The sequence below is a fragment of the Chromobacterium alticapitis genome, assembly GCF_002924365.1.
Taxonomy (GTDB): domain Bacteria; phylum Pseudomonadota; class Gammaproteobacteria; order Burkholderiales; family Chromobacteriaceae; genus Chromobacterium; species Chromobacterium alticapitis.
In genome coordinates this window covers 1-24,284 of sequence record NZ_PQWB01000048.1, presented here as the reverse complement: position 1 = coordinate 24,284, position 24,284 = coordinate 1, and the positions used below count along the sequence as shown (strand labels likewise).

Annotated in this window: 23 protein-coding genes; 16 read left to right on the top strand and 7 right to left on the bottom strand. The window is 64.8% G+C overall.

Annotated features, from left to right (window positions below; translation table 11 throughout):
* Positions 1-59 precede the first annotated feature (59 nt).
* Positions 60-2,090, bottom strand: a complete 2,031-nt coding sequence (locus tag C2I19_RS12285; RefSeq protein WP_158253703.1) for a methyl-accepting chemotaxis protein — start codon at positions 2,088-2,090, stop codon at positions 60-62.
* A gap of 328 nt (positions 2,091-2,418) precedes the next feature.
* Between C2I19_RS12285 and mnmC the strand changes: the two genes are divergently transcribed.
* Complete coding sequence (mnmC, locus tag C2I19_RS12280; RefSeq protein WP_103902982.1) at positions 2,419-4,422, top strand: bifunctional tRNA (5-methylaminomethyl-2-thiouridine)(34)-methyltransferase MnmC2/FAD-dependent 5-carboxymethylaminomethyl-2-thiouridine(34) oxidoreductase MnmC1; 2,004 nt, start codon at positions 2,419-2,421, stop codon at positions 4,420-4,422.
* Between the two features lies 1 nt (position 4,423).
* Here mnmC and C2I19_RS12275 read toward each other — a convergent pair whose 3' ends face one another.
* On the bottom strand, positions 4,424-4,858 hold the full coding sequence (locus C2I19_RS12275) for an acyl-CoA thioesterase (protein WP_233201178.1): 435 nt from the start codon (positions 4,856-4,858) through the stop codon (positions 4,424-4,426).
* Positions 4,859-5,281: 423 nt separating this feature from the next.
* Between C2I19_RS12275 and C2I19_RS12270 the strand changes: the two genes are divergently transcribed.
* From C2I19_RS12270 to C2I19_RS12235, 8 genes are all read left to right on the top strand, one after another.
* The gene (locus C2I19_RS12270; RefSeq protein WP_103902981.1) at positions 5,282-6,070 is read left to right on the top strand and encodes an oxygen-binding di-iron domain-containing protein; all 789 of its coding nucleotides are present in this window, start codon (positions 5,282-5,284) and stop codon (positions 6,068-6,070) included.
* A complete protein-coding gene (locus tag C2I19_RS12265) occupies positions 6,067-7,461 on the top strand; it encodes a type IV pilus assembly protein FimV (RefSeq protein WP_103902980.1) in 1,395 nt (464 codons plus the stop codon). The genes C2I19_RS12270 and C2I19_RS12265 overlap by 4 nt, the downstream gene beginning before the upstream one ends.
* Complete coding sequence (locus C2I19_RS12260; protein WP_103902979.1) at positions 7,445-8,509, top strand: hypothetical protein; 1,065 nt, start codon at positions 7,445-7,447, stop codon at positions 8,507-8,509. The genes C2I19_RS12265 and C2I19_RS12260 overlap by 17 nt, the downstream gene beginning before the upstream one ends.
* Positions 8,510-8,528: 19 nt before the next feature.
* Positions 8,529-9,071 (top strand): GTP-binding protein, encoded by a 543-nt coding sequence (locus C2I19_RS12255; protein ID WP_103902978.1) that lies wholly within the window; start codon positions 8,529-8,531, stop codon positions 9,069-9,071.
* A 1-nt stretch (position 9,072) separates the two neighbouring features.
* Positions 9,073-9,705: a hypothetical protein gene (locus C2I19_RS12250; protein ID WP_103902977.1), complete on the top strand. Its 633-nt coding sequence runs from the start codon at positions 9,073-9,075 to the stop codon at positions 9,703-9,705.
* 17 nt (positions 9,706-9,722) lie between these two features.
* Entirely contained in the window at positions 9,723-10,085 is a 363-nt protein-coding gene (locus C2I19_RS12245) for a roadblock/LC7 domain-containing protein (protein WP_103902976.1), read from the top strand.
* 72 nt (positions 10,086-10,157) lie between these two features.
* The gene (gene crcB / locus C2I19_RS12240) at positions 10,158-10,538 is read left to right on the top strand and encodes a fluoride efflux transporter CrcB (protein ID WP_103902975.1); all 381 of its coding nucleotides are present in this window, start codon (positions 10,158-10,160) and stop codon (positions 10,536-10,538) included.
* 142 nt (positions 10,539-10,680) lie between these two features.
* A complete protein-coding gene (locus C2I19_RS12235; protein WP_103902974.1) occupies positions 10,681-11,133 on the top strand; it encodes a hypothetical protein in 453 nt (150 codons plus the stop codon).
* A 119-nt stretch (positions 11,134-11,252) separates the two neighbouring features.
* Here C2I19_RS12235 and gltX read toward each other — a convergent pair whose 3' ends face one another.
* Both gltX and C2I19_RS12225 read right to left on the bottom strand, forming a co-directional pair.
* A complete protein-coding gene (gltX, locus tag C2I19_RS12230) occupies positions 11,253-12,641 on the bottom strand; it encodes a glutamate--tRNA ligase (RefSeq protein ID WP_199181163.1) in 1,389 nt (462 codons plus the stop codon).
* Between the two features lie 82 nt (positions 12,642-12,723).
* Entirely contained in the window at positions 12,724-13,347 is a 624-nt protein-coding gene (locus C2I19_RS12225; protein WP_103902972.1) for a LysE family translocator, read from the bottom strand.
* 200 nt (positions 13,348-13,547) lie between these two features.
* Here C2I19_RS12225 and C2I19_RS12220 point away from each other — a divergent pair, with 200 nt between their 5' ends.
* Entirely contained in the window at positions 13,548-14,969 is a 1,422-nt protein-coding gene (locus tag C2I19_RS12220) for an aminotransferase-like domain-containing protein (RefSeq protein ID WP_103902971.1), read from the top strand.
* Between the two features lie 7 nt (positions 14,970-14,976).
* Here C2I19_RS12220 and C2I19_RS12215 read toward each other — a convergent pair whose 3' ends face one another.
* Positions 14,977-15,741, bottom strand: a complete 765-nt coding sequence (locus C2I19_RS12215) for an SDR family oxidoreductase (protein WP_103902970.1) — start codon at positions 15,739-15,741, stop codon at positions 14,977-14,979.
* Positions 15,742-15,948: 207 nt separating this feature from the next.
* On the opposite strand from C2I19_RS12215, the gene C2I19_RS12210 reads away from it, so the two are divergent.
* Entirely contained in the window at positions 15,949-17,226 is a 1,278-nt protein-coding gene (locus C2I19_RS12210) for a bifunctional O-acetylhomoserine aminocarboxypropyltransferase/cysteine synthase (RefSeq protein WP_103902969.1), read from the top strand.
* Between the two features lie 43 nt (positions 17,227-17,269).
* Here the strand turns inward: C2I19_RS12210 and C2I19_RS12205 are convergent, their stop codons facing one another.
* A complete protein-coding gene (locus tag C2I19_RS12205; protein WP_233201177.1) occupies positions 17,270-18,175 on the bottom strand; it encodes a L,D-transpeptidase in 906 nt (301 codons plus the stop codon).
* A 102-nt stretch (positions 18,176-18,277) separates the two neighbouring features.
* Between C2I19_RS12205 and rlmD the strand changes: the two genes are divergently transcribed.
* The 5 genes from rlmD to C2I19_RS12180 all read left to right on the top strand — a co-directional run bounded on the left by rlmD (position 18,278) and on the right by C2I19_RS12180 (position 23,640).
* Positions 18,278-19,822, top strand: a complete 1,545-nt coding sequence (gene rlmD / locus C2I19_RS12200; protein ID WP_103902968.1) for a 23S rRNA (uracil(1939)-C(5))-methyltransferase RlmD — start codon at positions 18,278-18,280, stop codon at positions 19,820-19,822.
* A gap of 281 nt (positions 19,823-20,103) precedes the next feature.
* Positions 20,104-21,294 (top strand): NupC/NupG family nucleoside CNT transporter, encoded by a 1,191-nt coding sequence (locus C2I19_RS12195; protein WP_103902967.1) that lies wholly within the window; start codon positions 20,104-20,106, stop codon positions 21,292-21,294.
* Positions 21,295-21,397: 103 nt separating this feature from the next.
* On the top strand, positions 21,398-22,024 hold the full coding sequence (locus tag C2I19_RS12190) for a YecA/YgfB family protein (RefSeq protein ID WP_103902966.1): 627 nt from the start codon (positions 21,398-21,400) through the stop codon (positions 22,022-22,024).
* Positions 22,025-22,138: 114 nt separating this feature from the next.
* Positions 22,139-22,969: an undecaprenyl-diphosphate phosphatase gene (locus C2I19_RS12185; protein ID WP_103902965.1), complete on the top strand. Its 831-nt coding sequence runs from the start codon at positions 22,139-22,141 to the stop codon at positions 22,967-22,969.
* Positions 22,970-23,175: 206 nt separating this feature from the next.
* Positions 23,176-23,640, top strand: a complete 465-nt coding sequence (locus C2I19_RS12180; protein ID WP_233201176.1) for an NUDIX hydrolase — start codon at positions 23,176-23,178, stop codon at positions 23,638-23,640.
* Between the two features lie 64 nt (positions 23,641-23,704).
* On the opposite strand, the gene C2I19_RS12175 is transcribed toward C2I19_RS12180, so the two are convergent.
* Positions 23,705-24,284: hypothetical protein (locus C2I19_RS12175; RefSeq protein WP_103902964.1), on the bottom strand; the 580-nt coding region annotated here is incomplete at its 5' end.

Here is a 24,284-nt window from a genome sequence, read left to right as displayed (position 1 = left end):
TTTGGGGGACAGAGATAACCATTTCAAGAGCGCGCCATCGACATTCGCGCCAGACCGCGTCAGGTATGGAACACGTTCACTTCCTGTTTAAGGGAATCCGCCAGCCGCGCCATTTCGCCGGCGGTATCGGCGGAGCGTTCGGCAGCCTCGTTATTGGTTTCCGCCAGACCGGCCACCTGGGAGATCTGCTCGGTTATATCCGCCACCGTCTGCCGCTGCGCCGCCAGTTCCTGATTGATAGCCGACACCACCGCCATCGAGCGTTCGGCATCTGCGACGATGGAGGCCATGGCCTGGCGCGCGCTGGCGGTGATGGCCGCGCCTTCGGAGGCGCAGCTGACCGACTGCCGCATCGCCTGCACTGCCTGCGCCGTCGCCTGCTGCATGGCCGCAATCATTTCGCCTATCTGGCGCGTGGACTGGCTGGTGCGTTCGGCCAGTTTGCGCACCTCGTCCGCCACCACGGCGAAGCCGCGGCCCATCTCGCCGGCGCGCGCCGCCTCGATGGCCGCATTCAGCGCCAGCAGATTGGTCTGGTCGGCGATGTCGTGAATCACATTGACGATGTCGCTGATCTGGCGCGCGTTGTTCTCCAGCGCCTGCAGGCTGTCCGCCGCGTTGTCCAGGGTGGCCGAGATGCGGTTGACCTCGTCCACCGCCGCCACCAGGCTGGCGCTGCCGTTCTGCGCCGCTTCGCTGGAAGCCTGGGCCACCTCGCTGGCCTGGGCCGCCACCTGCTCGATCTGCTGCACGCCGGCGATCAGCAAGTCGGCGTTCTGCGCCATCTGCTGGGCGCTGTTGCGCTGCTCGCCAGACGAGGCCGCCGCCGCGCTGGCCTTCTGCGACAGGTCCTGCGCGGCCTGGTCCAGGTTTTCCGCATGCTGGCCAGTTCGGTTCAGCGCTTGCTGGAAGCTGTCCAGCAAGCTGTTCAGCGCGCTCGCCATCTCGCCCATTTCATCGCGCCGCCCCATGTTCAAACGGCGCTGCAGATCATGGTTGTCCTGAATGAACGCCACTTCGCCCACCAGCCGGCGCACCGGCCGCGTCACCAGCACGCGCGTCACCAACCAGGAGCCCAGCGCCAGCACCAGCAGCAGCACGCCGCAGCCGACGGCCAGCCAAACGGTCAGCATGCGGTTTTCGCGCTGCAGCTCGGACTCGGTCTCGTCGCTGACCAGCAGCCAGTTCCAGGGACCGAACGCGGCATAGGATAAGGTATGAGCGGCGCTGCCCTTTTCCGCCGGCAATCGCGCGGTGAAGCTGCCTTCGCTCGATTTCAGGATGTCGCGCAAATAAGGCTGGCCAGCCGCATCCACCGATTTGTCGACGGAACGACCGTTGAGCTTGGGATGCAGTAGGTAGCGGCCGTAATTGGGCGAGGCTGGATTGATGTCGATCACATCGATGTGGCCGCTCTCCTCCAGCTTCACCTTGCCCAGCCGCACCAGCAGGCTGGCGATGCCCTCGGTGGCGCCGACGCCGACGAAGGTGGCGCCTATCACCTTGCCTTCGCCGTTCTTGATCGGGCTATAGCTGGTGATGTAGTCCTTGCCGTATAAATTGGCCAGGCCGATGTAGCTGTCGCCGGACTTCAGCTTGTCATAGGCCGCATTGGCATGCTCCAGCTTGCTGCCCATCGCGCGATTGCCGTTTTCCATCAACAGCGTGGTGGCGATGCGGACAAAGTCGTCGCCGTCCCGCACATAGATGGAGGCGACGTTGCCGCTGACCGTGGAAAAGTGATCCACCATCTGGTTGTTGCCATTGAGCGCGACATTGCCCATGAGCAGCGTCGGCGTCGCCGCGCCGGCCACGTTGACCTTCTGCTCCGGCTTCAGGCTGAAGCCGGATGGAAACTCTGCCAGAAAGACTTTTTCGAATTGGCGCGTGGATATCTTCAATGATTCGTTGAAGCCGTCCACCATGTTCAGCGATTGCGCCAACAACTGGCTCTGCACCTTTCGCGTGCGCTCCAGCAGCATCTTCTGGCTGAACAGATACAAGGGATACATGATGGCGCAGGCCACCACCACCATCAGCAGCGTCTGGGTCAGCACCAGACGGCCGCCAATGCTCATTGCTCGCTTCATCACCGCTCCCCGACCCCGCCGGCCGCGCAGGCCGGGAGTCATCCACTGCGCCGCCCCTGTTGCTGGCCGGGGCTGGCTGTCGTTGTGCGGACGCCCTCCGCCGGGCCGCCCTGGCTTCATCTTATTACAAGCTTCCGCGTTAGAAACGCCGCCGACGCGACTAAATGAATTTCATCCGCGCGATGCTGCTTAGCCGCATCCTGACAATTCAACGGCATACGATTATTTTCGCCGCGCCATCCCGCCCCGCTCGGACTGGCGGCAGTGTATTGGCCATGCGACAATCCGCCCCGAATCCATTCTATTCCGCCCCGCGGGGCGGCAACCGATGACAAGCACACCCCACGCCGGCGCGGCCGGCCCTGCCCAACTGGACTGGCAAGACGGCCAACCGTACTCCCTCGCCTTCGGCGACGTGTATTTCTCGCGCGACTCCGGCCTGGATGAAACCCGGCACGTGTTTCTCAAACACAATCAGCTGGAAGCGCGCTTCGCCGCGCTAGGGCCTGGCGATGGTTTCGCCATCGCCGAAACCGGCTTCGGCACCGGCCTGAACTTCCTGTGCGCCTGGCAATGCTTCGCAGCGCACGCGCCGGCCGAAGCCCGGCTGCACTTCGTCAGCGCGGAGAAATACCCGCTGTCGCCGCGCGACCTCGCCCAAGCGCTGGCGCTGTGGCCGGAACTGGACACCTGGGCGGCCCAGCTGCTGGCGCAGTACGATGTCCTGACGCCGGGCTGGCACCGCTTCGTGCTGGCGGAAGGACGGGTAACGCTGACGCTGATGGTGGGCGACGCGCTGGAGGCGCTGCCGCGGCTGGACGCCCGCATCGACGCCTGGTTCCTGGATGGCTTCGCCCCAGCCAAAAATCCGGACATGTGGCAACCCGCCCTGTTCCGGCAGATGGCCAGGCTGTCCGCCCCCGGCGCCAGCTTTTCCACCTTCACCAGCGCCGGCGTGGTGAGGCGCGGTCTGGCCGAGGCCGGCTTCGAGGTGAAGAAAGCGCCCGGCCACGGCCAAAAACGCCACATCAGCCACGGCTGGATCGCCGAACCGCCTCGCGACGACTGGCAGCCGCCCTGGTATGCCCGTCCGCCGCGGAGCTGGCGCGAACGCAGCGCCATCGTGGTGGGCGGCGGCGCTGCCGGCGCGGCCTCCGCGCGCAGCCTGGCGCAGCGCGGCTGGCAAGTCACCCTGATAGAGCGGCTGCCCCAGCTCGCCGCCGCCGCTTCCGGCAATCCGCAGGGCGTGCTGTACGCCAAGCTGTCGCCGCATATGACGCCGCTGACCCAACTGGTGCTGGCTGGCTACAGCTACAGCTTGCGAGCATTGGATGGATTGCTGCCAGCGGACGGCGAGGACTGGCAGCGCTGCGGCGTGCTGCAGCTGGCCTATGACGAGAAGGAAGACGCCAAGCAGCGCGAACTGGCCGCCCTGGGCTTGCCCGAGGAAACGATGATCCGCCTGGAACGGGAAGAGGCATCGCAGCGCGCCGGCCTGCCCCTGCCCAGCGGCGGGCTGTTCTTCCCGCAAGGCGGCTGGGTGCACCCGCCGGCCCTGGTGCGCCGACTGGCGGACCACCCCAATATCCAAGTCCGCGCCAGCCATACCGTGCTGGAGCTGGACTACAACCCGTCGGAGCGCTGCTGGCTGGCCAGCGACGAAAGCGGCCCCTTGGCCATGGCCTCGGTCGTGGTGCTGGCCGCCGCGGCGGAAACTGCCCAGTTCGACGCCACCAGCCATCTGCCGCTCAAGAAAATCCGCGGCCAGGTCACGGAGGTGGCCGCCAGCGAGGGCAGCGGCGCGCTGCGCACCGTGCTGTGCGGCGAAGGGTATGTCTCGCCGGCGCGCCAGGGCCGGCACTGCCTGGGCGCCACCTTCAAGTTCGACGCCGACGACCTGGCGACCCGGGACGAAGAACATGAAGAAAATCTGGCCATGCTGGCCGGCCTGGCGCCGGCGCTGCGGCAGTCGCTGGGCGCCGCGCCGAGCATCGTCGGCGGCCGCGCGGCCTTCCGCTGCACCAGCCCGGACTACCTGCCGCTGATCGGCCCGGTGGCCGCCAAACGGGACTTCGTCGCCGCCTACCGCGAGCTGGCGCGCGACGCCACGCTGCGTCCCGAGGCGGACTGTCCCTGGATGGAGAATCTGTACGTCAACGCGGCGCACGGCTCGCGCGGCATGATCACCGCGCCGCTGTCCGGCGAAATTCTGGCCGCCCTGCTGGAGGGCGAGCCGGCGCCGCTGCCGATGGACCTGATGCAGGCCGTCCATCCCAGCCGCTTCCTGCTGCGCGACCTGATGCGGCGCAAGCTGGACCTGGCCGCCTTCTGACTCAGGCGGCCGGCGCCCCCTTCAGGATGGCCTCGCGTATCGGGTCCGGAATCGGCACGGATTTTTCCGCCTTGTAGTCCACCCACACCAAGGTGACGTCGGCGCTGGCATACACCGTGTCCGGATCGCCCTGCTTGTAGAAATGGTGGCGCAGCTTCAGGCTGCTGCGCCCCAGCTTTTCCAGCTCCACGGTGATTTCCACCGTCGCCGGATAGGTCAGCTGCTTGCGGTAGGTGCAACTGGTGCTGGCCAGCACCGGCCCCACCGCGTCCGGGTCTATGCCGTAGCCCAGCGACTGCAGCCACTCGACCCGCACCTGCTCCAGATAACGAAAATAATAGGTATTGTTCAAATGCCCCACCGCATCCATATCGCCCCAGCGCATGGCGATGGCGCGGCGATCGATCACCGGAAACTGCGTAGTCAACTCCGTCACTCCCTTGGCGCAAAAATTGTCATGATAAACGCAAAACCCGCGGTCATCGCTCGTTCCAGGCGCTTTCGCCAATAGTTTTTCCAAAGTGTTAAGACATCAGCCTTTTCATTACATGCCGTCACACAAGCCATCAGAAATCACGCTACTTCCCATCTCAGCATACCGACATACTGCGCTTGTCAGTTCGCCGACTCCATGGAGCCAGCGAGCCGGACGCGATCGGATGGCTGCGCCGCCAAGCGGCAGGCGATCCGGTCACCTGAGCGAAGGTGCAATTCAGAGCCCCCTGGGGCTCTTTTTTTTCGCTCGGCAAATTTTATGACATATTGATTTCAATCAACGCCCCACTCCTGCCCCGCCTTTAGCATTCCATCGTCACGCGCCTCACGCGCGAAATATCCATTACGCTGGCGAGAACTCCTCATGGCGCAGGTGCTTTACGACGACGGCAACCACAAATGTATCGCCTTCACCGAACTGGTGCAGGGCGACGGCATCCAGTCCAACCAGTTCGCGATCATCGACCAGGGCGAAGGCATCCTGCTAGACCCAGGCGGCAATCTGACCTACAAACACCTGCTGGCGGAGATGGCCGCTTACTTCCTGCCTTCGCGCACCCGCTACATCTTCGCCTCGCACCAGGACCCGGACATCGTCGCTTCCGCCAATGGCTGGCTGCTGATCACCGACGCCAAGATCATCATCGCCGAGGAATGGGCGCGCTTCCTGCCCCACTTCTGCGTGCGCGGCGCCACCGACGGCCGACTGATCTCCATCCCGCCGCCTGGCATGCTGCTGAATCTGGGCGGCTGCGAGCTGCGCATCGTGCCGGCGCATTATCTGCACACCGTAGGCTTCTTCCAGATTTACGACCCCATCAGCAAAATCCTGTTCTCCGGCGACATCGGCGCCTCGCTGATGGACGGCAAGGAAGCCGGCCTGCCAGTGCGAGACTTCGAACGCCACCTGCGCGACAGCCATATGGAAGGCTTCCACCGCCGCTATATGAGCAATAACAAGGTTTGCCGGCTATGGGCCCAGATGGTGCGCCGGCTGGACGTGGAATGGCTGGTGCCGCAGCACGGCGGCTCCTACCAGGGCAAGGAGATGGTGGGCCGTTTCCTGGATTGGTTCGAACGGCTGGAATGCGGCACCGACCTGCTCGGCAGCCAAGACTACGAGCTGCGGCAACAACATCTGCCGCTGCCATGAATGCCTCTTCCTGGACGGACTTGGTCTTCCCGCACGCCCGCGACGGCTGGCTGGCGCTGGCTGCGCTTAGCGCCGCGCTGGCGCTAGGCCTGGCTCTGCTGTCCCGCCTGCGCCGACGCGCCGACACATGCGCGCCCATCCCCGTCCCGCCAGCGGAGGAACCGCCGCTCGCCGCTGGGCTGGGCGAAATCCTCGATTACGAAGTCAGCGCGGTGGACGCGCTGACCGAGGTGGAGATTTTCATCCAGTTCAAGCAGCCGGAAAACGCCGCCCAGGCCTTGCGCGCCTACGTGGAGCGCTACGCCGGCCACTCCAGAAAGCATCTGCAGCGGCTGGCCGAGCTGCATCTGCAACTGGGACAGATACACGACTACGCCGCCAACATCGCCAGCCTGCACGACCAGGCGCTGCTGGACCACGCGCAATTGACCGAGGCCGTGCTGCTGGGACTGCGGCGCGACTTCAACAATCTGCCGCTGCGCCTGCTGGCCGAGCAGCGGCTGGGCATGGAGATGCAGGACATCGCCGCCGCGCTGGGCCGTGACGCAGAAGACGCCCCGCCGCCGCCCGTCGATGCGGCCGCCGCATCGGAATCCGTTCCGGCCCCGGACGGCCAAGGCGCGCCGCTGACGCCGGTCTCGCTGATCGCAGGCTTCCGGCCATTGTCGGCGCTGAGCGGCATGGAGCGCGAGGTGGTCTCCAGTTTGCTGCCAAACGAGCGCCAGGCGCGCATCCTGCTGTCCTGCCAAGACTTCCGCCACGCGCTGCCCGTGCTGGAGGGCATTCTGCAACTGCGCCCCGGTTCGCTGTCACACCGGCTGGACGCGCTATACGTGCACTACCAGCAACACGATCTGGACGACTACTGCCGCTCGCTCTGGCATTTCCACCTCACGCTAGGCCCCTACGGCGCGCGGCTGAAGGAGCAATTGGTCCACGCCGGACTGGTGCTGGGCAGCCATCCGGTGCTGAAACAATTGGCGGCGCGGCCGGATCGGCCCGAACTGGAGCGCATCGGCCGCCAGGCCGGCTACAGCCAAAGCGCCGCCATCGCGCCCCGTCCCCGGCGGCAACTGGTAGAAAAGTGCGCCGCGCCGACAGAGGGCGAGACTGTCGATCCGCTGAGCGAGGCCGAACGCTACCTGGAGTACGGCCAGGTGGACCAGGCCTCCAGAGTGCTGGAGCAAGCCATACAGGCCCGGCCGGACGACGCCGCCCTGTACCCGCCGCTGCTGCAGTTGTACGAGCGGCAGGACGATCTGCCCCGCTTCACCTGGCTGCTGCGCAGGCTGAAGGAAGACGGCCGGCAGCCGCCCGACGAAGTCACGCTGACCTTGAGCGCCTTTGTCCAAACCATGCAGGGACGGCGGCAGCGTGGACTTGCCGCTTGACGCCTCCCGCCTGCTCTTGCCCGCAACCGAGGTTTGCGTGCTGACCGCGGGCATGGACACGCGCAAGCTCGCGCTGCTGCGGCTGGCGTTCAAAATGCATGCGGCGCGGCGCTACCGCCTGGCCGTCGACGCGCCGGAGCTGACGCCTGAGATGGCCTTGGTGGACATAGACGGCGAAGGTTGGCCGCTTTGGCAACGCTTCCGCCGGGACCATCCCGCCCTGCCGGCAGCCATCGTCACCGTCAGCCCGCCGACAGACGCCCCGGCGCCCGTGCTGGGCAAGCCGTTGCGCATCGAAGAGCTGTTCCCCCTGCTCAGCGAACTGCGCCACGCGCCGCCGCCCGAACCGGACAAGTGGACGCCGCCGCCCCGGCAAGTCGCCTCGCCCGCCCCGGCGCGCACGGCCCCCGCCCGGATAGAGCGTTTCGACCCAGAGCGCGGCCTGCTGGGCCTGGCCTGCCTGATGCAGCGCCAGGCGCGGGACGCGGCCATTCTGGCGGACGGCGCCCCCATCGCAGCCATCGCCGGCAGCCGCGGCCAGGCCTATCTGCTGTGCGAGGAGGCCCGCCTGCGCGAATTGTGCCGCGGCGAGGCCATGGTCCAGCCTGGCGACTGGCCCGAGACCGAGCGGCTTGCCAACGCCTCCCCCCATCCCTTAAAACCGCTGCTGTGGCAGTGGGCCATCTGGACCGCCCGCGGCCGCCTGCTCTGCGCCATCCAGGCCGACACGCCGCTGCGCCTGCGGCATTGGCCCAATCTCACGCGGCTGGCGCCCATACCCGACGCTCACCGCGTCTGCGCGCTGCTGGCGCGCGCGCCGGTCAATCTGCGCATCGTCGCCCGCCTGCTGCACGTCGCTCCGGCCAACCTGTTCGACTTCCTAGCCGCAGCCCACAGCATCGGCGCGCTGGACATAGGCGCTGGCACCATGCTTAACGTCATCTCCACGCCGCCCATACGCGGCGCGCCGCCCGTCGCGGCAGCCCCGCCTCCTAGCGCGCGCGGCGGATTGCTATCGCGCCTGCTGCGCAAGATCAACGGCCTGTGAACCATCGGAACGAGCACGCATGCCCAGCCACGACAACAAGATCATCTTCGCCGGCCCGGTGGGGGCCGGCAAAACCACCGCCATCGCCGCCATCAGCGACATCGAACCGGTGCGCACCGACGCCGCGGCATCCGACATGACGCTGCGGCGCAAGGCGGAAACCACCGTCGCGCTGGATTACGGCCTGCTGCGGCTGGAGCAGGGCTGCAAAGTGCATTTATACGGCACCCCCGGCCAGGAGCGCTTCGACTTCATGTGGGACATCGTCAGCCGCGGCGGCATCGGCCTGGCGCTGCTGCTGGACAACACCCGGCCCCAACCGGCCAAAGACTTGCAATTCTTTCTGAACGCCTTCCAGCCCCTGCTGCTGCGGGCGCCGCTGGTGGTGGGCCTCAGCAAGACGGACCTGCGGCCGAAACCGGACGCCGAGTCCTACGCGCTGCTGCTGGCGCGCTGCGGCTTGCGGCCGCCGGTATTCGAAGTGGACTGCCGCCGCCGCGAGGACATCAAGCAGTTGGTGCTGGCCTTGCTGTATTCGCGGGATCCGGGGCTGGAGGCTTGAGATGGATGGCGTATTGAAACTGAAGGACCAGCTCTATCCCATGGCCACGCCGGCCGGGGCCTATTTCGCCGTGGCCAGCCAGGAGGCCACCCTGCCGCGCCGCCTGCTGTCGCAGATACTGCGCCTGGGCCACACCGTGCCGCTGACGCGCGAGCTGTTGGCCGAATGGTGCGACGGCGACGCCGAATCGGCGCTGGACGCCCTGTACCGACTACAGCGGCTGGATTTCGTCCACGGCACGGAAACGCCGCGCCCGCCCTTGGGCGGCAATCTGGAAAGCCAGCTGCCGCCAGTGCTCGCCGCTCTGTCCGATTGCGGCAAGGCCATGCTGGCGGACGATAACGGCCTTTATTACGCCGCGGCCGGCTTTCACCACGAAACGGCGGAGGAAGTGGCCGCGCTGGCCGGCGACATTGTCAGCCTGAGCCGCCGCCACGCCCTGCTGCTGCGGCAGCACCTGCAATTGGCCAGCTCGGCCTGGGCGGTGGCCGACCCGGCCGGCATCAGTGAACTCGCCTTCTATCCGCTGCACATCGGCCAGCAATCGTTTGTCCTGACCATAGGCGGCGCGCCGCGCCTGCAAGACCAGCACTTCGTGACGCTGGTGGAGCTGCTGGCCCGGCGCTACGCCTGACTTTCCGGAGATTACCCATGCGTGAACAAATGCTTAAATCGATACTGAAGGACCTGAACGGCGCGACCGCCGACATCGAAGCCTCGGCCATCATCTCGGCCGACGGTCTGACCATGGCGTCCTTGCTGCCGCAGGAAGTGGACGAAGACCGCGTGGGCGCCATGGCCGCGGCCATGCTGTCGCTGGGCGAGCGCACCGCGCGCGAACTGGCGCGCGGCGAGCTGGAGCAAGTCATGGTCAAGGGCGACAACGGCTACATCCTGATGAGTCACGCCAGCCGCGACGCGGTGCTGGCCGTCATCGCCCGCAAAGAGGCCAAACTGGGCCTGATCTTCCTGGACGCCAAGCGCGCCGCCCGCGCCATCGCCGAAATTTTGTGAAGCCTCGGGACTGTACGACGCGGGGCCGGGCATGCAGAATGCGCTTTGTTTGCCGCTTCCCGCGTAACCATCATGTGGAAATCCATCCTGGCCATAGGCGTCGGCGCCGCCAGCGGCGCCCTGCTGCGCTGGTTTCTGGGGCTGCGCCTAAACAGCCTGCTCCCCGCCCTGCCGCTGGGCACGCTGGCCGCCAATCTTCTGGGCGGCTACATCATAGGCCTGGCCGTGGCCTTCTTCGCCGAGCTGTCCAGTCTATCGCCGCTGTGGCGGCTGTTGATCATCACCGGTTTCTGCGGCGGCCTCACCACGTTTTCCACTTTCTCCGCGGAGGTGGTGGATCTGCTGCGCCAGGGACAGCTGATGCCGGCGCTGACCGTCATCGCCGTGCATGTCAGCGGCTCGCTGCTGATGACCATGGCCGGCATCGCCAGCTGGCAGCTGCTGCGCCGCTGAGCGTTCTGCCCGAGGTCTTTTGCAAGGGTGTTTGAAAACTTCGCTCAATACAATTTGCAGACGCTAAGTATTCACCCCAGGGGTTAAGCGCCGGTCCCTGGTCTAAGGTCAAGCTCTGGAAGACAGTCCAAGCGAGAACAAGATGGCCAATCCGCTTACCCTGATGCTGCCGCTGCGGGCCGATGCTGAAGCCTCAGCCTTGCTGGAAGCGATTCACGCCGGCCAGGATACGCTGAACCGGGCGCTAAGCCTGGTCGACACCCTGCATTTCGCGCGCCTGCTGCTTCTGGACCGTGCGGCGCCCGATCTTCGACCGGGGCCGACGCTCAGCGGCAACCATGTATTGGCCATGCTGGCCGAATACGACGGAGAGCTGGAGGACTGCATCCGCTCGCTCGCGCGCGAGCTTGGGCCGCAGCTGGATAGCCTGCTGGCCTTCGTCGACGGCGGTTCCCGCCTGGTGCCGGCAATCGCCTGCATCAGCGAACTGGCGGACTTCGTCTCGCAACACGACGTTTCGCGCGGACCGGCCGGATTGGCGCACTTCGAGGCCTATCGCGCCACCGCGCGCGAAATCGCCGCGGCGCTGCCCTGAGCCGCCGACAAACTCAAGGCCGCAAGGCTCGGGCACGTCGCCTTGCGCCGCCGCTTCAAACAAAACGCCCCGCGATGCTTCGCGGGGCGTTGCTCATATCGGCGAAAGACTGCTCGCGCTCAAGCGCGGATGCGGCGCAGCACCTCTTCCTTGCCGATCAGCGCCAGCACCGCGTCAACCGACGGCGTTTGCGTGGTGCCGCACACCAGCACGCGCAGCGGCATGCCCAGCTGGCCCATCTTGATGCCTTCCTCGGCGCAGAAGGGCTTGAACAGCTCATGGATGGACTCGGCGCTCCAGGCTTCCAGCGCGGCCAGCTTGTCGGCGAAACGGCCCATGCGCGCGATGGCGTCGCCGGCCAGATGCTTCTCCACGTCGGCGGCGGCCGGTTCGCGCTTCTGGTAGAAATAATCGACCTCCAGCGCCAGCGCGTTCAGGTCTTGCACGCGCTCCTTGACCAACGCCAGCACGTCGTTCATGGCAGGGCCGTTGGCGGTTTCCACCTTGGCAGCAGCCAGGCGAGGCGCGATCAGCTCAGCCAAACGGCCGTTGTCGGCGGCCTTGATGTGCTGCGCGTTCAGCCACAGGAATTTTTCCTGGTTGAAACGGCTGGCCGACGGACTCACCGCCTCCAGCGTGAACCATTCGACGAACTGCTCCATGGTGAAGAATTCGTCGTCGCCGTGGCCCCAGCCCAGACGCGCCAGGTAGTTCAGCAGCGCTTCCGGCAGGATGCCCTTGTCGGCGTAATCCACCACGCTGACCGCGTCGCGGCGCTTGGACATCTTCTGGCCGTCCTCATTCAGGATCATCGGCAGATGGCCGTACACCGGCAGCGGCGCGCCCAGCGCCAGCAGGATGTTGATCTGGCGCGGGGTGTTGTTGACGTGGTCGTCGCCGCGGATCACGTGGGTGATCTGCATGTCCCAGTCGTCCACCACCACGCAGAAGTTATAGGTGGGGCTGCCGTCCGGGCGGGCGATGATCAAATCGTCCAGCTCTTCATTGGAAATCTCGATGCGGCCCTTGACCGCGTCGTCCCAGGCCACTGCGCCGGTAAGCGGCGTCTTGAAGCGCACCACCGGCTCCACGCCTTCCGGGATGGCCGGCAGGGTCTTGCCGGCCTCCGGACGCCAGCGTCGATCGTAGCGCGGCTTATCGCCGCGCGCTTCCTGTTCCGCGCGCATCGCTTCCAACTCTTCCTTGCTGCAATAGCAATGGTAGGCGTGGCCGGAAGCCAGCAACTGCTGGATCACTTCCTTGTAACGATCAAAACGCTGCGTCTGGTAGAACGGACCTTCGTCGTAGTCCAGGCCCACCCAGTGCATGCCGTCCATGATCGCCTTCACCGATTCCGGCGTGGAGCGCTCCAGGTCGGTGTCTTCGATGCGCAGCACGAACACGCCCTGGTTTTTGCGGGCAAAGGCCCAGGAGAACAGCGCGGTGCGGACGCCGCCGATATGCAGATAGCCGGTCGGGCTGGGAGCGAAACGGGTACGGATCATGATGGGTTGGACTCTAGAAAAATACTCAAAGGCGCTATTGTACGCCGCCAACAAAAAAGCCCGCAAACTCGCGGGCCTCATGAGGTCAGATCATGCCTGGCGCGGATCGGACCGGCAGCATCTCGGACAGCAGCCACAGCGCGGTCAGCGCCAGCGCCGCCGCCATCGCGAAATTGAACAGCCGCAGGCGCGCCGGCGAGTCCAGGAAGCGGCGGATAGCCACGCCGGAACCAGCCCAGGCCGCGATGCAGGGCAGGCTGGTGACGAAGGTGATCAGCGCGAACAGCGCGGCGGCGCGCCACGGGTTCATATGCGCCGGCAGGAACACCATGACCAGATTGAAGCCCATCAGCCACACTTTGGGGTTGAGCCAGTTGAACATCAGCCCGCCGAGAAAGCCCATGGGCCGCGCGCCGGCCTCCACGTTCTTGGCGCCACCCGCGCGCGCCATGCCCCAGGACAGCCACAGCAGATAGCCGCAGCCAGCCACCGCCAGATACAGCTGCAGCGAGGCCATGGTCGCCATCACCTCGCCCAGGAATACAGTCAGCAAGCCTATCTGCAGCGACAAGCCGAGGGTCATGCCCAGCAGCGACGGCAACGTGCGGGAGAAACCGAAATTGACGCCGGACGAGGCCAGCACCAGGTTGTTGGGGCCTGGGGTGATGGACATCACCAGCAGATAAGTAACAAGCGCGAGCAGATTCATGACGACTCCCAGACTGCAACCGACACGGCGTCGGCATCCACGGGGCAGGCCCCCGACTCAAGGCCGTCATCTTATGCTTTCCCGCTGGACAATTACAGATTCAGAAAAATAGAATTGAAACCATAACAGTTGAACAGTTGCAAAACTGTTATGATCAATTTCGTTCGAAACTGTACCGTTCGCATGCGCAGGAGAAAAACATGAGCCAGGAGCCGCTGTACCAGCAGCTGGTCAATGAGTGGATAGAACTGATCCAGAACGGCACGGTGCGGCCCGGCGAACGCCTGCCCTCGGTGCGCAAGGCCTGCGCCATGCACAAGGTCAGCCCGTCCACCATCCTGCAGACCTACCGCACGCTGGAGGACCGCGGCCTGATCGAGGCGCGGCCGCAGTCCGGTTTCTACGTCAAGTCGGCCGCCACTCTGCCCTTGCCGCGCATGCGCCGGCAAAGCGCCGCCCACCACACCGGCGAAGTGGTGGACCAGATCGAGGCGGTGATGGGCTCGCAAAACCAGGCGGACTTCATCGACCTGTCGCTGGCCAGCCCGCGCGGCAGCGACTTCTACCCCACCAGCCGCTTCAAGCACATCATGGGCCGCCTGCTGCGCCAACAGCCGGAACTGACCACCGACTACCCCTTTCCGCCTGGCTCCGAGCGGCTGCGGCGGCAGATCGCCCAGCGCGCGGTCGGCTGGGGCTGCGTGCTGGCGGCGGATGATCTGGTGATCAGCAATGGCTGCACCGAGGCGCTGCAACTGGCGCTGCGCGCCACCTGCAAACCCGGCGACACCGTGGGCGTGGAATCGCCTACCTATTTCGCGCTGCTGCCCATGCTGAAGGATTTGGGGCTGAGCGTGATCGAGATTCCCACCCATCCCACCAGCGGGCTGGCGCTGGACGCGCTGGAGTTGCTGCTGTCGGAAAAGCGGCTCAACGCCGTCGTCGCCATGCCCACCGTGCATAACCCGCTGGGCAGCACCATGCCGCCGGAAGCCAAGCAGCGGCTGGCGCAGCTGGTCAACGATTACCAGGTGCCGCTGATCGAGGACGTGCCGCATGCCGATTTGTTCTACGGCGCCACGACGCCGGACGCGGTGAAGGCTTATGACCGCGATGGCTGGGTGCTGCTGTGCGCCAGCTACAGCAAGACGCTGGCGCCGGGCTTCCGCATCGGTTGGATCGCCCCCGGCCGCTTCCTCAGCGAGGTCCGGCGGCTGAAATTCTCCAGCAGCCTGGGCCAGCCGGCGCTGCTGGAGGAAACGCTGGCGGAATATCTGGAAAGCGGCGGCTACGACCACCATCTGCGGCTGATCCGCCGCCACTTCATGAGCCAGATGGAAAAGCTGCGCGGCGCGGTGGCGCAGCATTTCCCCGCCGGCACCCGCGCCACGCTGCCCTCCGGCGGCTGCCTGCTATGGGTGGAGCTGCCCAGCCACGCCGACACCATGCAGCTGTTCCGCGCCGCGCTGGCCGAACGCATCACCGTGGTGCCAGGCGCGATGTATTCGGCCAAGGGCCGTTACCGCAACTGCCTGCGCCTGTCCTGCTGTTACCCGTGGAACGAGGCTTACCAGCGGGCGCTGGCGCGGGTGGGCGAATTGGCTGGAGAGTTGGCCGGCTGACGCGGCCTCAACTACGGCTGATCGACACGCCGCCATCCGCCAGCAACGCGGCGCCGGTGGTGAAGCTGGAGGCGTCGGAAGCCAGATACAACGCCGACTGCGCGATTTCCTCCGGCCGCGCCAGCCGCTTGAGCGCATGCAGCCCTTCCACCCAGGCCCTGGCTTCGGCGCTGTTGGCCGCCTCCCGTCCCATCGGCGTATCGGTGCCGCCCGGCAGCAACGCGTTCACCCTAATGCCGCGGCCGCCGAACTCGCCGGCCAAAACCTGGGTCAGGCCTATCAGCCCAGCTTTGCTGGCCGCATACGCCGCCATATTCGGCAGCCCCGCGCTATAACCCACAAAACTGGAGACAAAGATCAGCGAACCGCCGCCGCGCCGCGACATGGCCGGCAACTGATGCTTGGCGCCCAGGAACGCGCCGGTCAGATTGATGTCCAGCGTGCGTTGCCACTGCGCCAAAGACAGCTCCGGCGTCGGCATCGCCTCGCCCAGCGTCCCTGCGTTGTTGACGGCGATATCCAGCCCGCCAAAGCTGGCCTCGGCCAGGCGCACGGCCTCTTGCGCGCATGCCTCGTCCGCTACATCGCCCGCCAGCGCCACCGCGCGCGCGCCGCTAGCGGACAACTCGTCCAGCAGCGCATCCAAAGCCTGCCGCCGTCGCGCCACCAAAACCAGGGCTGCGCCGTTTTGCGCAAATAATTTGGCCGTCTCGCGGCCTATGCCGGAGCTCGCGCCCGTCACCAGGGCGACCTGGCCCGCCAATGCTTCCATGCTCTGCTCCTTTTGGGTGAACCACACCCGCAAAGTGACAGAGGATGGCAACGGCCGGCGACCCGATTCTTGCCAACTTGGATAGCCCCATTTCCCATATTAAAAAATGCGATATGGAACCTGCCTTTTATTTCTTTGCGTTTGAAATACTTTGCGGATAAGTTCGAGCGGATCGCCATTGATATTGACTAAGCGGAGGAATGCCCCATGAAGCTGGAAACGCTTGCTGTCCACGCCGGCTATAGCCCGGACCCGACAACCAAGGCCGTAGCCGTGCCGCTGTACCAGACCACCAGCTACGCCTTCGACAGCACTCAACACGGGGCGGACCTGTTCGACCTGAAAGTTCAGGGCAATATCTACACCCGCATCATGAACCCCACCACCGATGTGCTGGAGAAGAGAATCGCGGCGCTGGAGGGCGGCATAGGCGCGTTGGCGGTGGCGTCGGGCATGGCGGCCATCGCCTACGCCATCCAGACCATAGCCGAAACCGGCGACAACATCGTCGCCACCCGCACCCTGTACGGCGGCACCTATAATCTGTTCGCCCACACCTTTCCGCAGCTGGGCATCGAGGTCCGCTTCGTCGACTACAAAGACCCGGCCGCGATAGCCGGCCTGGTCGACGAGCGCACCAAGGCGGTGTTCTGCGAATCGATAGGCAATCCGTTGGGCAATGTGGTGGACTTCGCCGCCTTCGCCGACGAGGCGCACCGCCACGGTCTGCCGCTGATCGTGGACAACACCGTGCCTTCGCCTTATCTATGCCGGCCGTTCGAGCATGGCGCCGACATCGTGGTGCACAGCCTGACCAAATACCTGGGCGGCCACGGCAACAGCATAGGCGGCGCCATCGTCGATTCCGGCAAGTTTCCGTGGGGGCAGCATAAAGACCGCTTCAAGCGTCTGAATGAACCGGACGTCAGCTACCACGGCGTCAATTACGTGGAAGCGCTGGGCGAGGCCGCCTACATCGCGCGCGCGCGCGTGGTGCCGCTGCGCAATATGGGCGCGGCGCTGTCGCCGTTCAACGCCTTCCTGATCCTGCAAGGCATAGAGACGCTGGCGCTGCGCATGGACCGCATCTGCGACAACGCCTTGAAAGCGGCGAGCTTCCTGCAAGACAGCCCAGCCGTGGAATGGGTGGAGTACGCCGGCCTGCCGGGTCACCCAAGCAAACCGCTGGCGGACCGCTATCTGGGCGGCCGCGCCTCCGGCATCCTGTCTTTCGGCATCAAGGGCGGCGCGGAAGCCGGCGGCCGCTTCATCGATGCGCTGCAGTTGGTGACGCGCTTGGTGAACATAGGCGACGCCAAATCCCTAGCCTGCCACCCGGCTACCACCACCCACCGCCAGCTGTCGCCGGAAGAGCAGCTGCAGGCCGGCGTGCGGCCGGAGCTGGTGCGGCTGTCCATCGGCATAGAACATATCGACGACATCCTGGCGGACATCGCCCAGGCGTTGAGGGCGGCGGCGCAGTAAACGACAAGGGCCGCATAACGCGGCCCTTCCCCAAACCCACCCCTTAACCCGTCCGATGGGCCGCGCGAGCGCGCTGGCTGACCGGCGGCCCCGGCTCGCGCGGCGCCTGCTCGTCCGTAGCAGGCAAGGGCTGCGGCAAGCTCATTCTGGATAGCCATGGCAGCGGGCTCAGCGCGCCGCTGACCTGGGCCTTGGCGCTCTTGCAGCTAATGCAAACCGGCGTGCCGTTGCGCTGCTTCAGCGCATTGTCCACCCGCTGCCCATACAACGCAATTTGATGCTGGCGTTGCCAGGCCAACAAGGTATCCGCCAAGTAAGGCATGGACGGATCATCCTGCTTGTAGTGGTTGCGGTAGACGGTCAGCCACAGCTGGCCGGCCTCGTCCTCGTTCAGCAGAATGGTTTGATAAGCCACGGTGACGGCGTCGCCGCGGCTGACGGTATTGGCCAGCGCCAGCGCGTCGTCGTTGCGCAGCCTCACGCAGCCATGGCTGCGAAAGCCCGGCACGGACGCCGGCGCGTTGGTGCCGTGAAAACCCAGGCCCAGCTTGCTTTCGCCGAAGCGCACGAACACCGGCCCCAGCGGATTGTCCGGCCCCGGCGGCACTACGGTCTGCACCGGCTTGCCGTTGCGCTTCATCTCGTCCTGGATGGACTTGGGCACATGCCAGCTGGGATCGCGGTAAATGCCGGTGATGTCGAAACTGCCTATCGGCGTCTGCGTCAGCATCTTGCCGACGGCCACCGGAAAAACGCGGTCCAGCTTGCCGTCCTGATACAGGAACAGCCGCGCCTGCGGCAGGTTCAACACCAAGTGCCGCCCCGCCGCGCTGATCTGCACATCCGGCGCCGGCGTTTCCGCCGCCGCTGCCGGCAGCGCCAGGCAGGCGGCCACAGCCAACAGCGCCAGACGCGCGCGCGCCGCGCTCATTCGATTGCTTTGCATCATGCGCCGATTCTAACAGAAAGGGTTTCATTGTAAAAAAACCAGCACGAATCGGCGATTTTTGAGAAAATCCGCCCCTTACCGTTTGATTTTGCAAGCAAGACGATGACGCACCCACAGACTATCGCCCTGGTCGAATCGCTGGATCACGAAGGCCGGGGGGTCGCCCACGTTGACGGCAAGACCATCTTCATCGATGGCGCCCTGCCTTACGAAAAAGTTATCTACAGCAGCTACCGCAAGAAGCCCAGCTACGAAAACGCCCAGACCAGCGCCGTGCTGAAGGAAAGCTTCATGCGCGCCAACCCGCGCTGTCCGCACTTCGGCGTCTGCGGCGGCTGTTCGATGCAGCACGTGGAGTTCACCGCCCAAGTGGCGATCAAGCAGCGCGTGCTGGAAGACAATTTGAAGCGCATCGGCAAGGTCAAGGCCGAGCGCGTGCTCACGCCCATCGCCGGACCGGCCTGGCACTACCGTCATCGCGCCCGCCTGTCCGCCCGCATGGTGGCCAAGAAGGGCGGCGTGCTGGTGGGCTTCCACGAGAAAAACTCCAGCTACATCGCCGAGATGCGCGAATGCCACATCCTGCCCAAGCACATCTCCGACCTGATCATGCCGCTGCGCGCGATGATAGCCACGCTGTCCATCAGCCAGCGCATGCCGCAAGTGGAAGTGGCCGTCGGCGACAGGCTGGACATCCTGGTGTTCCGCAATATGGACGACATCACCGACGCCGACTTCGCCATCCTGAAGGCGTTTTCCGACCAGCGCGGCACGGCCGAACGTCCGCTGCAGATCTGGCTGCAGCCCAAGGGCCCGGAGACCTGCTACCCGATCTATCCGCTGGACGCGCCCAAGCTGACCTACAGCATGCCGGAATACGCGGTGGAGATGCCCTACTACCCCACCGAATTCACCCAGGTGAATCCGCAGATCAACGCGGTGATGGTGGCGCGCGCGCTGAAGTTCCTGGATCCCCAACCGGGCGAGCGCATCGCCGACATGTTCTGCGGCATCGGCAATTTCACCTTGCCCATCGCCCGTTCCGGCGCGGTGGTGCATGGCATGGAAGGCAGCCAGCCGCTGGTCAAGCGCGCGGTGGAGAACGCCACGCATAACCAGCTGCAGGACAAGGTGAGCTACGAGATGGCCAACTTGTTCGAAGTGACCGAGGAGTCCTTCGCCGCGCTGGGGCATTTCGACAAGATGCTGGTGGACCCGCCGCGCGACGGCGCGGTGCAGCTGCTCAAGGCCATCACCGAGGAAACCGCGCCCAAGCGCATCGTCTACGTGTCCTGCAACCCGGCCACGCTGGCGCGCGACGCCGGCATCCTGGTCAATACCAAGGGTTACACGCTGAAGACGGCCGGCATCATCAATATGTTCCCGCACACCGCGCACGTCGAGTCCGTGGCCTGGTTCGAGAAAACCAGCCCGTGCAAGACGCGCAAGGAAGTCGAAGAGATTGAGGCGATGGAAGCCGCCGAACGCGAAGCCGCCAAGGCGGCGCGCCAAGCGGAAGACGACGCCGAAAAAGCCCGCAAAGCCCAGGAAGCGGCCGAACGCGCCGCCGCCAAAGAAGCCCGCCGCGCGCATTACTTCGCGGAAAAAGCCCGCCGCGACTCCGAGACCACTCCCTCTGAAGCGTAAAAATCAGCCCGGCTTTGACCAAACGGTCAATCCGGGCTAGATTATCTTCATCTAAAGACAGATTGTTTGATCTAAAGAAAAGTCTTCCGGCAAACTTCAGCGCATTGTGCTTACACCGAGACCGCCTATCCATCGGGCATGGCGGCAAGAGGTGGCGCTGCCCCGGCCCTCGCGGCCGGACCGGCATCCCCAATAACAATCGGACATACGCGGCTCCGGCCGCGATCATGCCCTGCTCGTAACTTGCCCCCGGCAACGGGAAACCCAAAAGCGACATTATCATGCATATCGTTCAATTCCTGATCGGCCTCCTCGTGGTATTGGCCCTGACGCAACTGGTCGCGCGCGACCGGAAGAACATCAAGATTCGCTCCGTCATCCAGCTGTTGGTTGTCGAGATCGCGCTGGCCTTCTTCCTGCTGAACACGCCTTACGGCCTCGCCATCGTCGGCAGCATTTCCGGCGTATTCACCAAACTGATGACCTTCGCCAAGGACGGCACCGACTTCGCCTTCGGCGGCATCCAGAACAAAAACGAGTTCAGCTTCTTTCTGATGGTGCTGATGCCCATCGTCTTCATCTCGGTGCTGATCGGCATTCTGCAGCACATCCGCGTGCTGCCGGTGGTGATCCGCGCCGTGGGCTTCGTGCTGTCCAAGGTCAGCGGCATGGGCAAGATCGAGTCGTTCAACGCCATCAGCTCGATGATGGTGGGCCAGTCCGAGAACTTCATCGCCTACAAGAACATCATCCATACCTTCGACGAAAAGCGCATGTACACGCTGGCCGCCACCGCCATGTCCACCGTGTCCATGTCCATCGTCGGCTCCTATATGCAGATGATAGAGCCGCGCTTCGTTGTGACCGCGCTGGTGCTCAACCTGTTCAGCACCTTCGTCGTGCTATCGCTGATCAACCCCTACGACAGCGCGCTCGGCGACGACGATCTGATCAGCAGCGAAGCGCATCGCGTATCCTTCTTCGAAATGCTGGGCGAATACATCCTGACCGGCTTCAAGATCGCCGTGATCGTGGCCGCCATGCTGGTGGGTTTCATCGCGCTGATTTCCTGCGTGAACTTCATCTTCACCTCCATCTTCGGCATCAACTTCCAGACCATGCTGGGCTATGTGTTCTGGCCGTTCGCCTGGCTGATGGGCGTGCCGACGCATGAAGCGCTGACCGCCAGCAGCATCATGGCCACCAAGCTGGTGACCAACGAGTTCGTCGCCATGCTGGAACTGAAGAACCAGGCTGCCCACTTGTCCAGCTACACCCGCGGCGTGCTGTCCATCTTCCTGGTCTCCTTCGCCAACTTCAGCTCCATCGGCATCATCGCCGGCGCGGTGAAAGGCCTGAACGAAGAGCGCGGCAATATGGTGTCCCGCTTCGGCCTGAAGCTGGTTTACGGCTCCTCGCTGGTCAGCATCCTGTCCGCGCTGATCGCCGGCCTGGTTCTGGCCTCTTACTAAGCGGCCCCGCCGCCCGCAGACGCAGCCGCCCGCTCTCGCGGGCGGTTTTGTTTTATCCCGCGCTGACGCATAATGGCCGCCTGATCCACTTGAAAGATCCGCCATGCAGCACAAGCCGCTCAGCGAACAAGACTACCAACGCCTGTCCTCCATCCTGGCCCGATTCTCAGCTCAAGGCTGCATGAATCTGGAGCAGTTGGACGGCTTTTTCGCCGCGCTGCTGGCCGGTCCGGAAGCCATCCGTCCCGCGGAGTGCCTGCCCATCATTCTGGGCGAAGCCTTCGACGACGAAGCCTCCTTTCCCAGCGAAAAAGCGCTGGAACAGTTCGTTTCCCTGCTGCGCGGCCACTGGCAGGACATCGCAGACGCGCTGAACGGCGGCGAGTTCCAGCCTTGGCTGGAGGCTGGAACCGATGGCCTGGTTCGCGGCAACGACTGGTGCGAAGGCTTTGTTTCCGGCATGGAGCTGCTGAACGACGACTGGGGCCTGCTGTTCGATTCCCCCGGACACGCGCCCCTGCTCGAGCCCATCATGGCGCTGGGCTTCGAACGCCATCCCGACGCCGAAATGCGTCCCTTCATCGAGGATCTGTCGGAACCACAGCGAGCGGAGTTGCTATCCGCGATTTCGCCCTCGGTGCACGGCATCCATGATTTCTTCGCCGCCATCCGCCGCCAACTGGAGCAGGAAGAGCAGGCAAGCGAGTCCCACTCGCGGCGCCACCATTAATCTGCCGGTAAACCTTTCTCGCCCGGCGCGCGTTAACATGAGGTTGACCATTCTTCGGCCAGCCGGCCAGCCATCATGCGCCGGCAGCCTCAGTCCATTTGCAAGGGGTAATCCATGAATCCAATCGAAGCTCTGCTGTTCGCCGTGATCCAGGGCGTCAGCGAGTTGTTTCCGGTCAGCAGCCTGGGCCACGGCGTGCTGATCCCGGACTGGCTGCACTGGTCCATCAACCGCACCCATCCGGACTTCCTGCCCTTCATGGTCATGCTGCACCTGGGCACCGCCGCGGCATTGTTGATCTATTTCCGCAGAGACTGGATAGACCTGATCGGCGGTTGGCTCAAGGCCGGCGGCCGCGCCTCCAATCCGCACGCGCGCCTGATGTGGCTGGTGATCGCCGGCACCATTCCGGCCGGCCTGCTCGGCCTCTTGCTGGAAAAGCAGTTGCGCGCCCTGTTCACCAGCACCACCGCCGTACTGATCTTCCTGGCGCTGAACGGCCTGCTGCTGATGCTGGGCGACCGCCTGAAAAAGAAAACCGCCTCCCATGACCTATCCGAGCTGAGCTTCGCCGGCGCGTTCAAGATAGGCGCCGGCCAGGCGCTAGCGCTGCTGCCGGGCTTCTCCCGCTCCGGCGCCACCCTGGTGACTGGCCTGGCCCACGGCCTGGACTACGCCTCCTCGGCGCGCTTCTCCTTCCTGCTGGCCACCCCCATCATCACCGCGGCCGGCTTGCTGGAAATCCCCAAACTGGCCCGCCACGGCCAAGGCTCCGCCGAATGGGGCCTGCTGCTGGCCTGCGGCGCGGTCTCCGGCCTCTGCGCCTACGCCAGCACCTGGTTTCTGATGCGTTACTTCAAGAAGACGGAGATCGAATCGCTGCGCCCCTTCGGCTTCTATTGCCTGCTGGTCGGCATAGGCGGTCTGCTAGCCAAAGTTCTGTAAGCATCTGGACTTACGCGGATAATTCTATAAAATATCGGTAGACAGTAATTCTACGTATTGAAATCTGGCGCACCCCAGACTAAACCATCCGACGGCTCACACCGACCCGGCCCCGCTCACGCGGGGACCGGGCGATGGCTTTTGGAATCACTGCGCAGGAGGCCATAAGACCTTCCTCATCAAATATATTTCTGGAAGAATGAGTTTTGGAAGAACGCAATAGAAATGATCGCCTGCCCAATGACCTGGCCAGGCGCGCCACCGCCATCATCGAACTGCCCGATGGCGTTCTCGTCACCGCCAATCGCGGCGGCCGCTACAACCTGCCCGGCGGCAAAGCCAATCGCGGCGAGCTGCGCTCCCAGGCCCTGATCCGCGAAGTGCGGGAAGAGACCGGGCTGCGCATCAACTCCATGCTTTATCTGTTCGACCACATCACCCCATTCAACGCGCACAAGGTCTACTTGTGCATCGCCCAGGGCCAGCCCAAGCCGCAGAACGAAATCGAGCGCATCGCGCTGGTCTCTTCGCCGGACACCGACATGGACCTGTTCGTGGAGGGCCGCGCCATCCTGCGCCGCTACGCCCGCCTGCGCAACGAGGAAACCGCCAAAGGCCAGGCGCTGCGCGCCATGCTGGGCCTAGCCCGCTATATCGCCAAAGTGGACTGAACCTCCCCGCAAAAAAAGACACGCCGGAGCGTGTCTTTTTTCATGCGGGCCTCCTCGCCAACGGCTATTTGGCGACGGCCGCCGCGCCCGAGCTGGCCGCGCCTTTCTCATGCATCATCGCCACCATGTCGGCCGGCAAATCCACCCAACCCAGCGCATTGGCCAGCGACAAGGTCGCCGCCAGCAAAACCAGCGCCAGCGGCGCGAACAGCACCACACCGGCCAGCACGCGCAGTTTGGATACGCCGGACACCTTGGACAAGGCGTTCACCAGCACGACCAGCCCCGCCATGGACAGCAGCATGTCCGCACCGGACGACACATCCTCCGGCAGCCAGCTGGTCAGCGGCTCGATGAATTGCAGTCCGCTGGCCACCACCACCAGGCCAAACAACGACCCCGTCGCCTCGCCCTTGGCCAAGCGCAGCCAAAAACCGATGAAGCGGGTGAAGAACAGCGTCTCCAGCCAGGTGAACAACACCATATAGCCGATGCGGCCGGCGATATTGCTACCCAACTCGGCGGTATCGCCGCTGGCGATCAGGCCCAGCGCCGTCAGCAGCAGCGCCGGCTGCCACCACGGGTATTGATAGGCAGCCAGCGGCTTGACCCGCAGGCGCAACAAGTCGAACACGTCATCGATC

Excerpts from the sequence above, each read along its gene's own strand:
- C2I19_RS12285 (WP_158253703.1), bottom strand. The coding sequence starts at position 2,090 with ATGAAGCGAGCAATGAGCATTGGCGGCCGTCTGGTGCTGACCCAGACG.
- C2I19_RS12250 (WP_103902977.1), top strand. The coding sequence starts at position 9,073 with ATGGATGGCGTATTGAAACTGAAGGACCAGCTCTATCCCATGGCCACG.
- crcB (WP_103902975.1), top strand. The coding sequence starts at position 10,158 with ATGTGGAAATCCATCCTGGCCATAGGCGTCGGCGCCGCCAGCGGCGCC.
- C2I19_RS12235 (WP_103902974.1), top strand. The coding sequence starts at position 10,681 with ATGGCCAATCCGCTTACCCTGATGCTGCCGCTGCGGGCCGATGCTGAA.
- C2I19_RS12185 (WP_103902965.1), top strand. The coding sequence starts at position 22,139 with ATGAATCCAATCGAAGCTCTGCTGTTCGCCGTGATCCAGGGCGTCAGC.
- C2I19_RS12270 (WP_103902981.1), top strand. The coding sequence starts at position 5,282 with ATGGCGCAGGTGCTTTACGACGACGGCAACCACAAATGTATCGCCTTC.
- C2I19_RS12265 (WP_103902980.1), top strand. The coding sequence starts at position 6,067 with ATGAATGCCTCTTCCTGGACGGACTTGGTCTTCCCGCACGCCCGCGAC.
- C2I19_RS12190 (WP_103902966.1), top strand. The coding sequence starts at position 21,398 with ATGCAGCACAAGCCGCTCAGCGAACAAGACTACCAACGCCTGTCCTCC.
- C2I19_RS12245 (WP_103902976.1), top strand. The coding sequence starts at position 9,723 with ATGCGTGAACAAATGCTTAAATCGATACTGAAGGACCTGAACGGCGCG.
- mnmC (WP_103902982.1), top strand. The coding sequence starts at position 2,419 with ATGACAAGCACACCCCACGCCGGCGCGGCCGGCCCTGCCCAACTGGAC.
- C2I19_RS12215 (WP_103902970.1), bottom strand. The coding sequence starts at position 15,741 with ATGGAAGCATTGGCGGGCCAGGTCGCCCTGGTGACGGGCGCGAGCTCC.
- C2I19_RS12210 (WP_103902969.1), top strand. The coding sequence starts at position 15,949 with ATGAAGCTGGAAACGCTTGCTGTCCACGCCGGCTATAGCCCGGACCCG.
- C2I19_RS12220 (WP_103902971.1), top strand. The coding sequence starts at position 13,548 with ATGAGCCAGGAGCCGCTGTACCAGCAGCTGGTCAATGAGTGGATAGAA.
- C2I19_RS12255 (WP_103902978.1), top strand. The coding sequence starts at position 8,529 with ATGCCCAGCCACGACAACAAGATCATCTTCGCCGGCCCGGTGGGGGCC.
- rlmD (WP_103902968.1), top strand. The coding sequence starts at position 18,278 with ATGACGCACCCACAGACTATCGCCCTGGTCGAATCGCTGGATCACGAA.
- C2I19_RS12205 (WP_233201177.1), bottom strand. The coding sequence starts at position 18,175 with ATGATGCAAAGCAATCGAATGAGCGCGGCGCGCGCGCGTCTGGCGCTG.
- C2I19_RS12225 (WP_103902972.1), bottom strand. The coding sequence starts at position 13,347 with ATGAATCTGCTCGCGCTTGTTACTTATCTGCTGGTGATGTCCATCACC.
- C2I19_RS12195 (WP_103902967.1), top strand. The coding sequence starts at position 20,104 with ATGCATATCGTTCAATTCCTGATCGGCCTCCTCGTGGTATTGGCCCTG.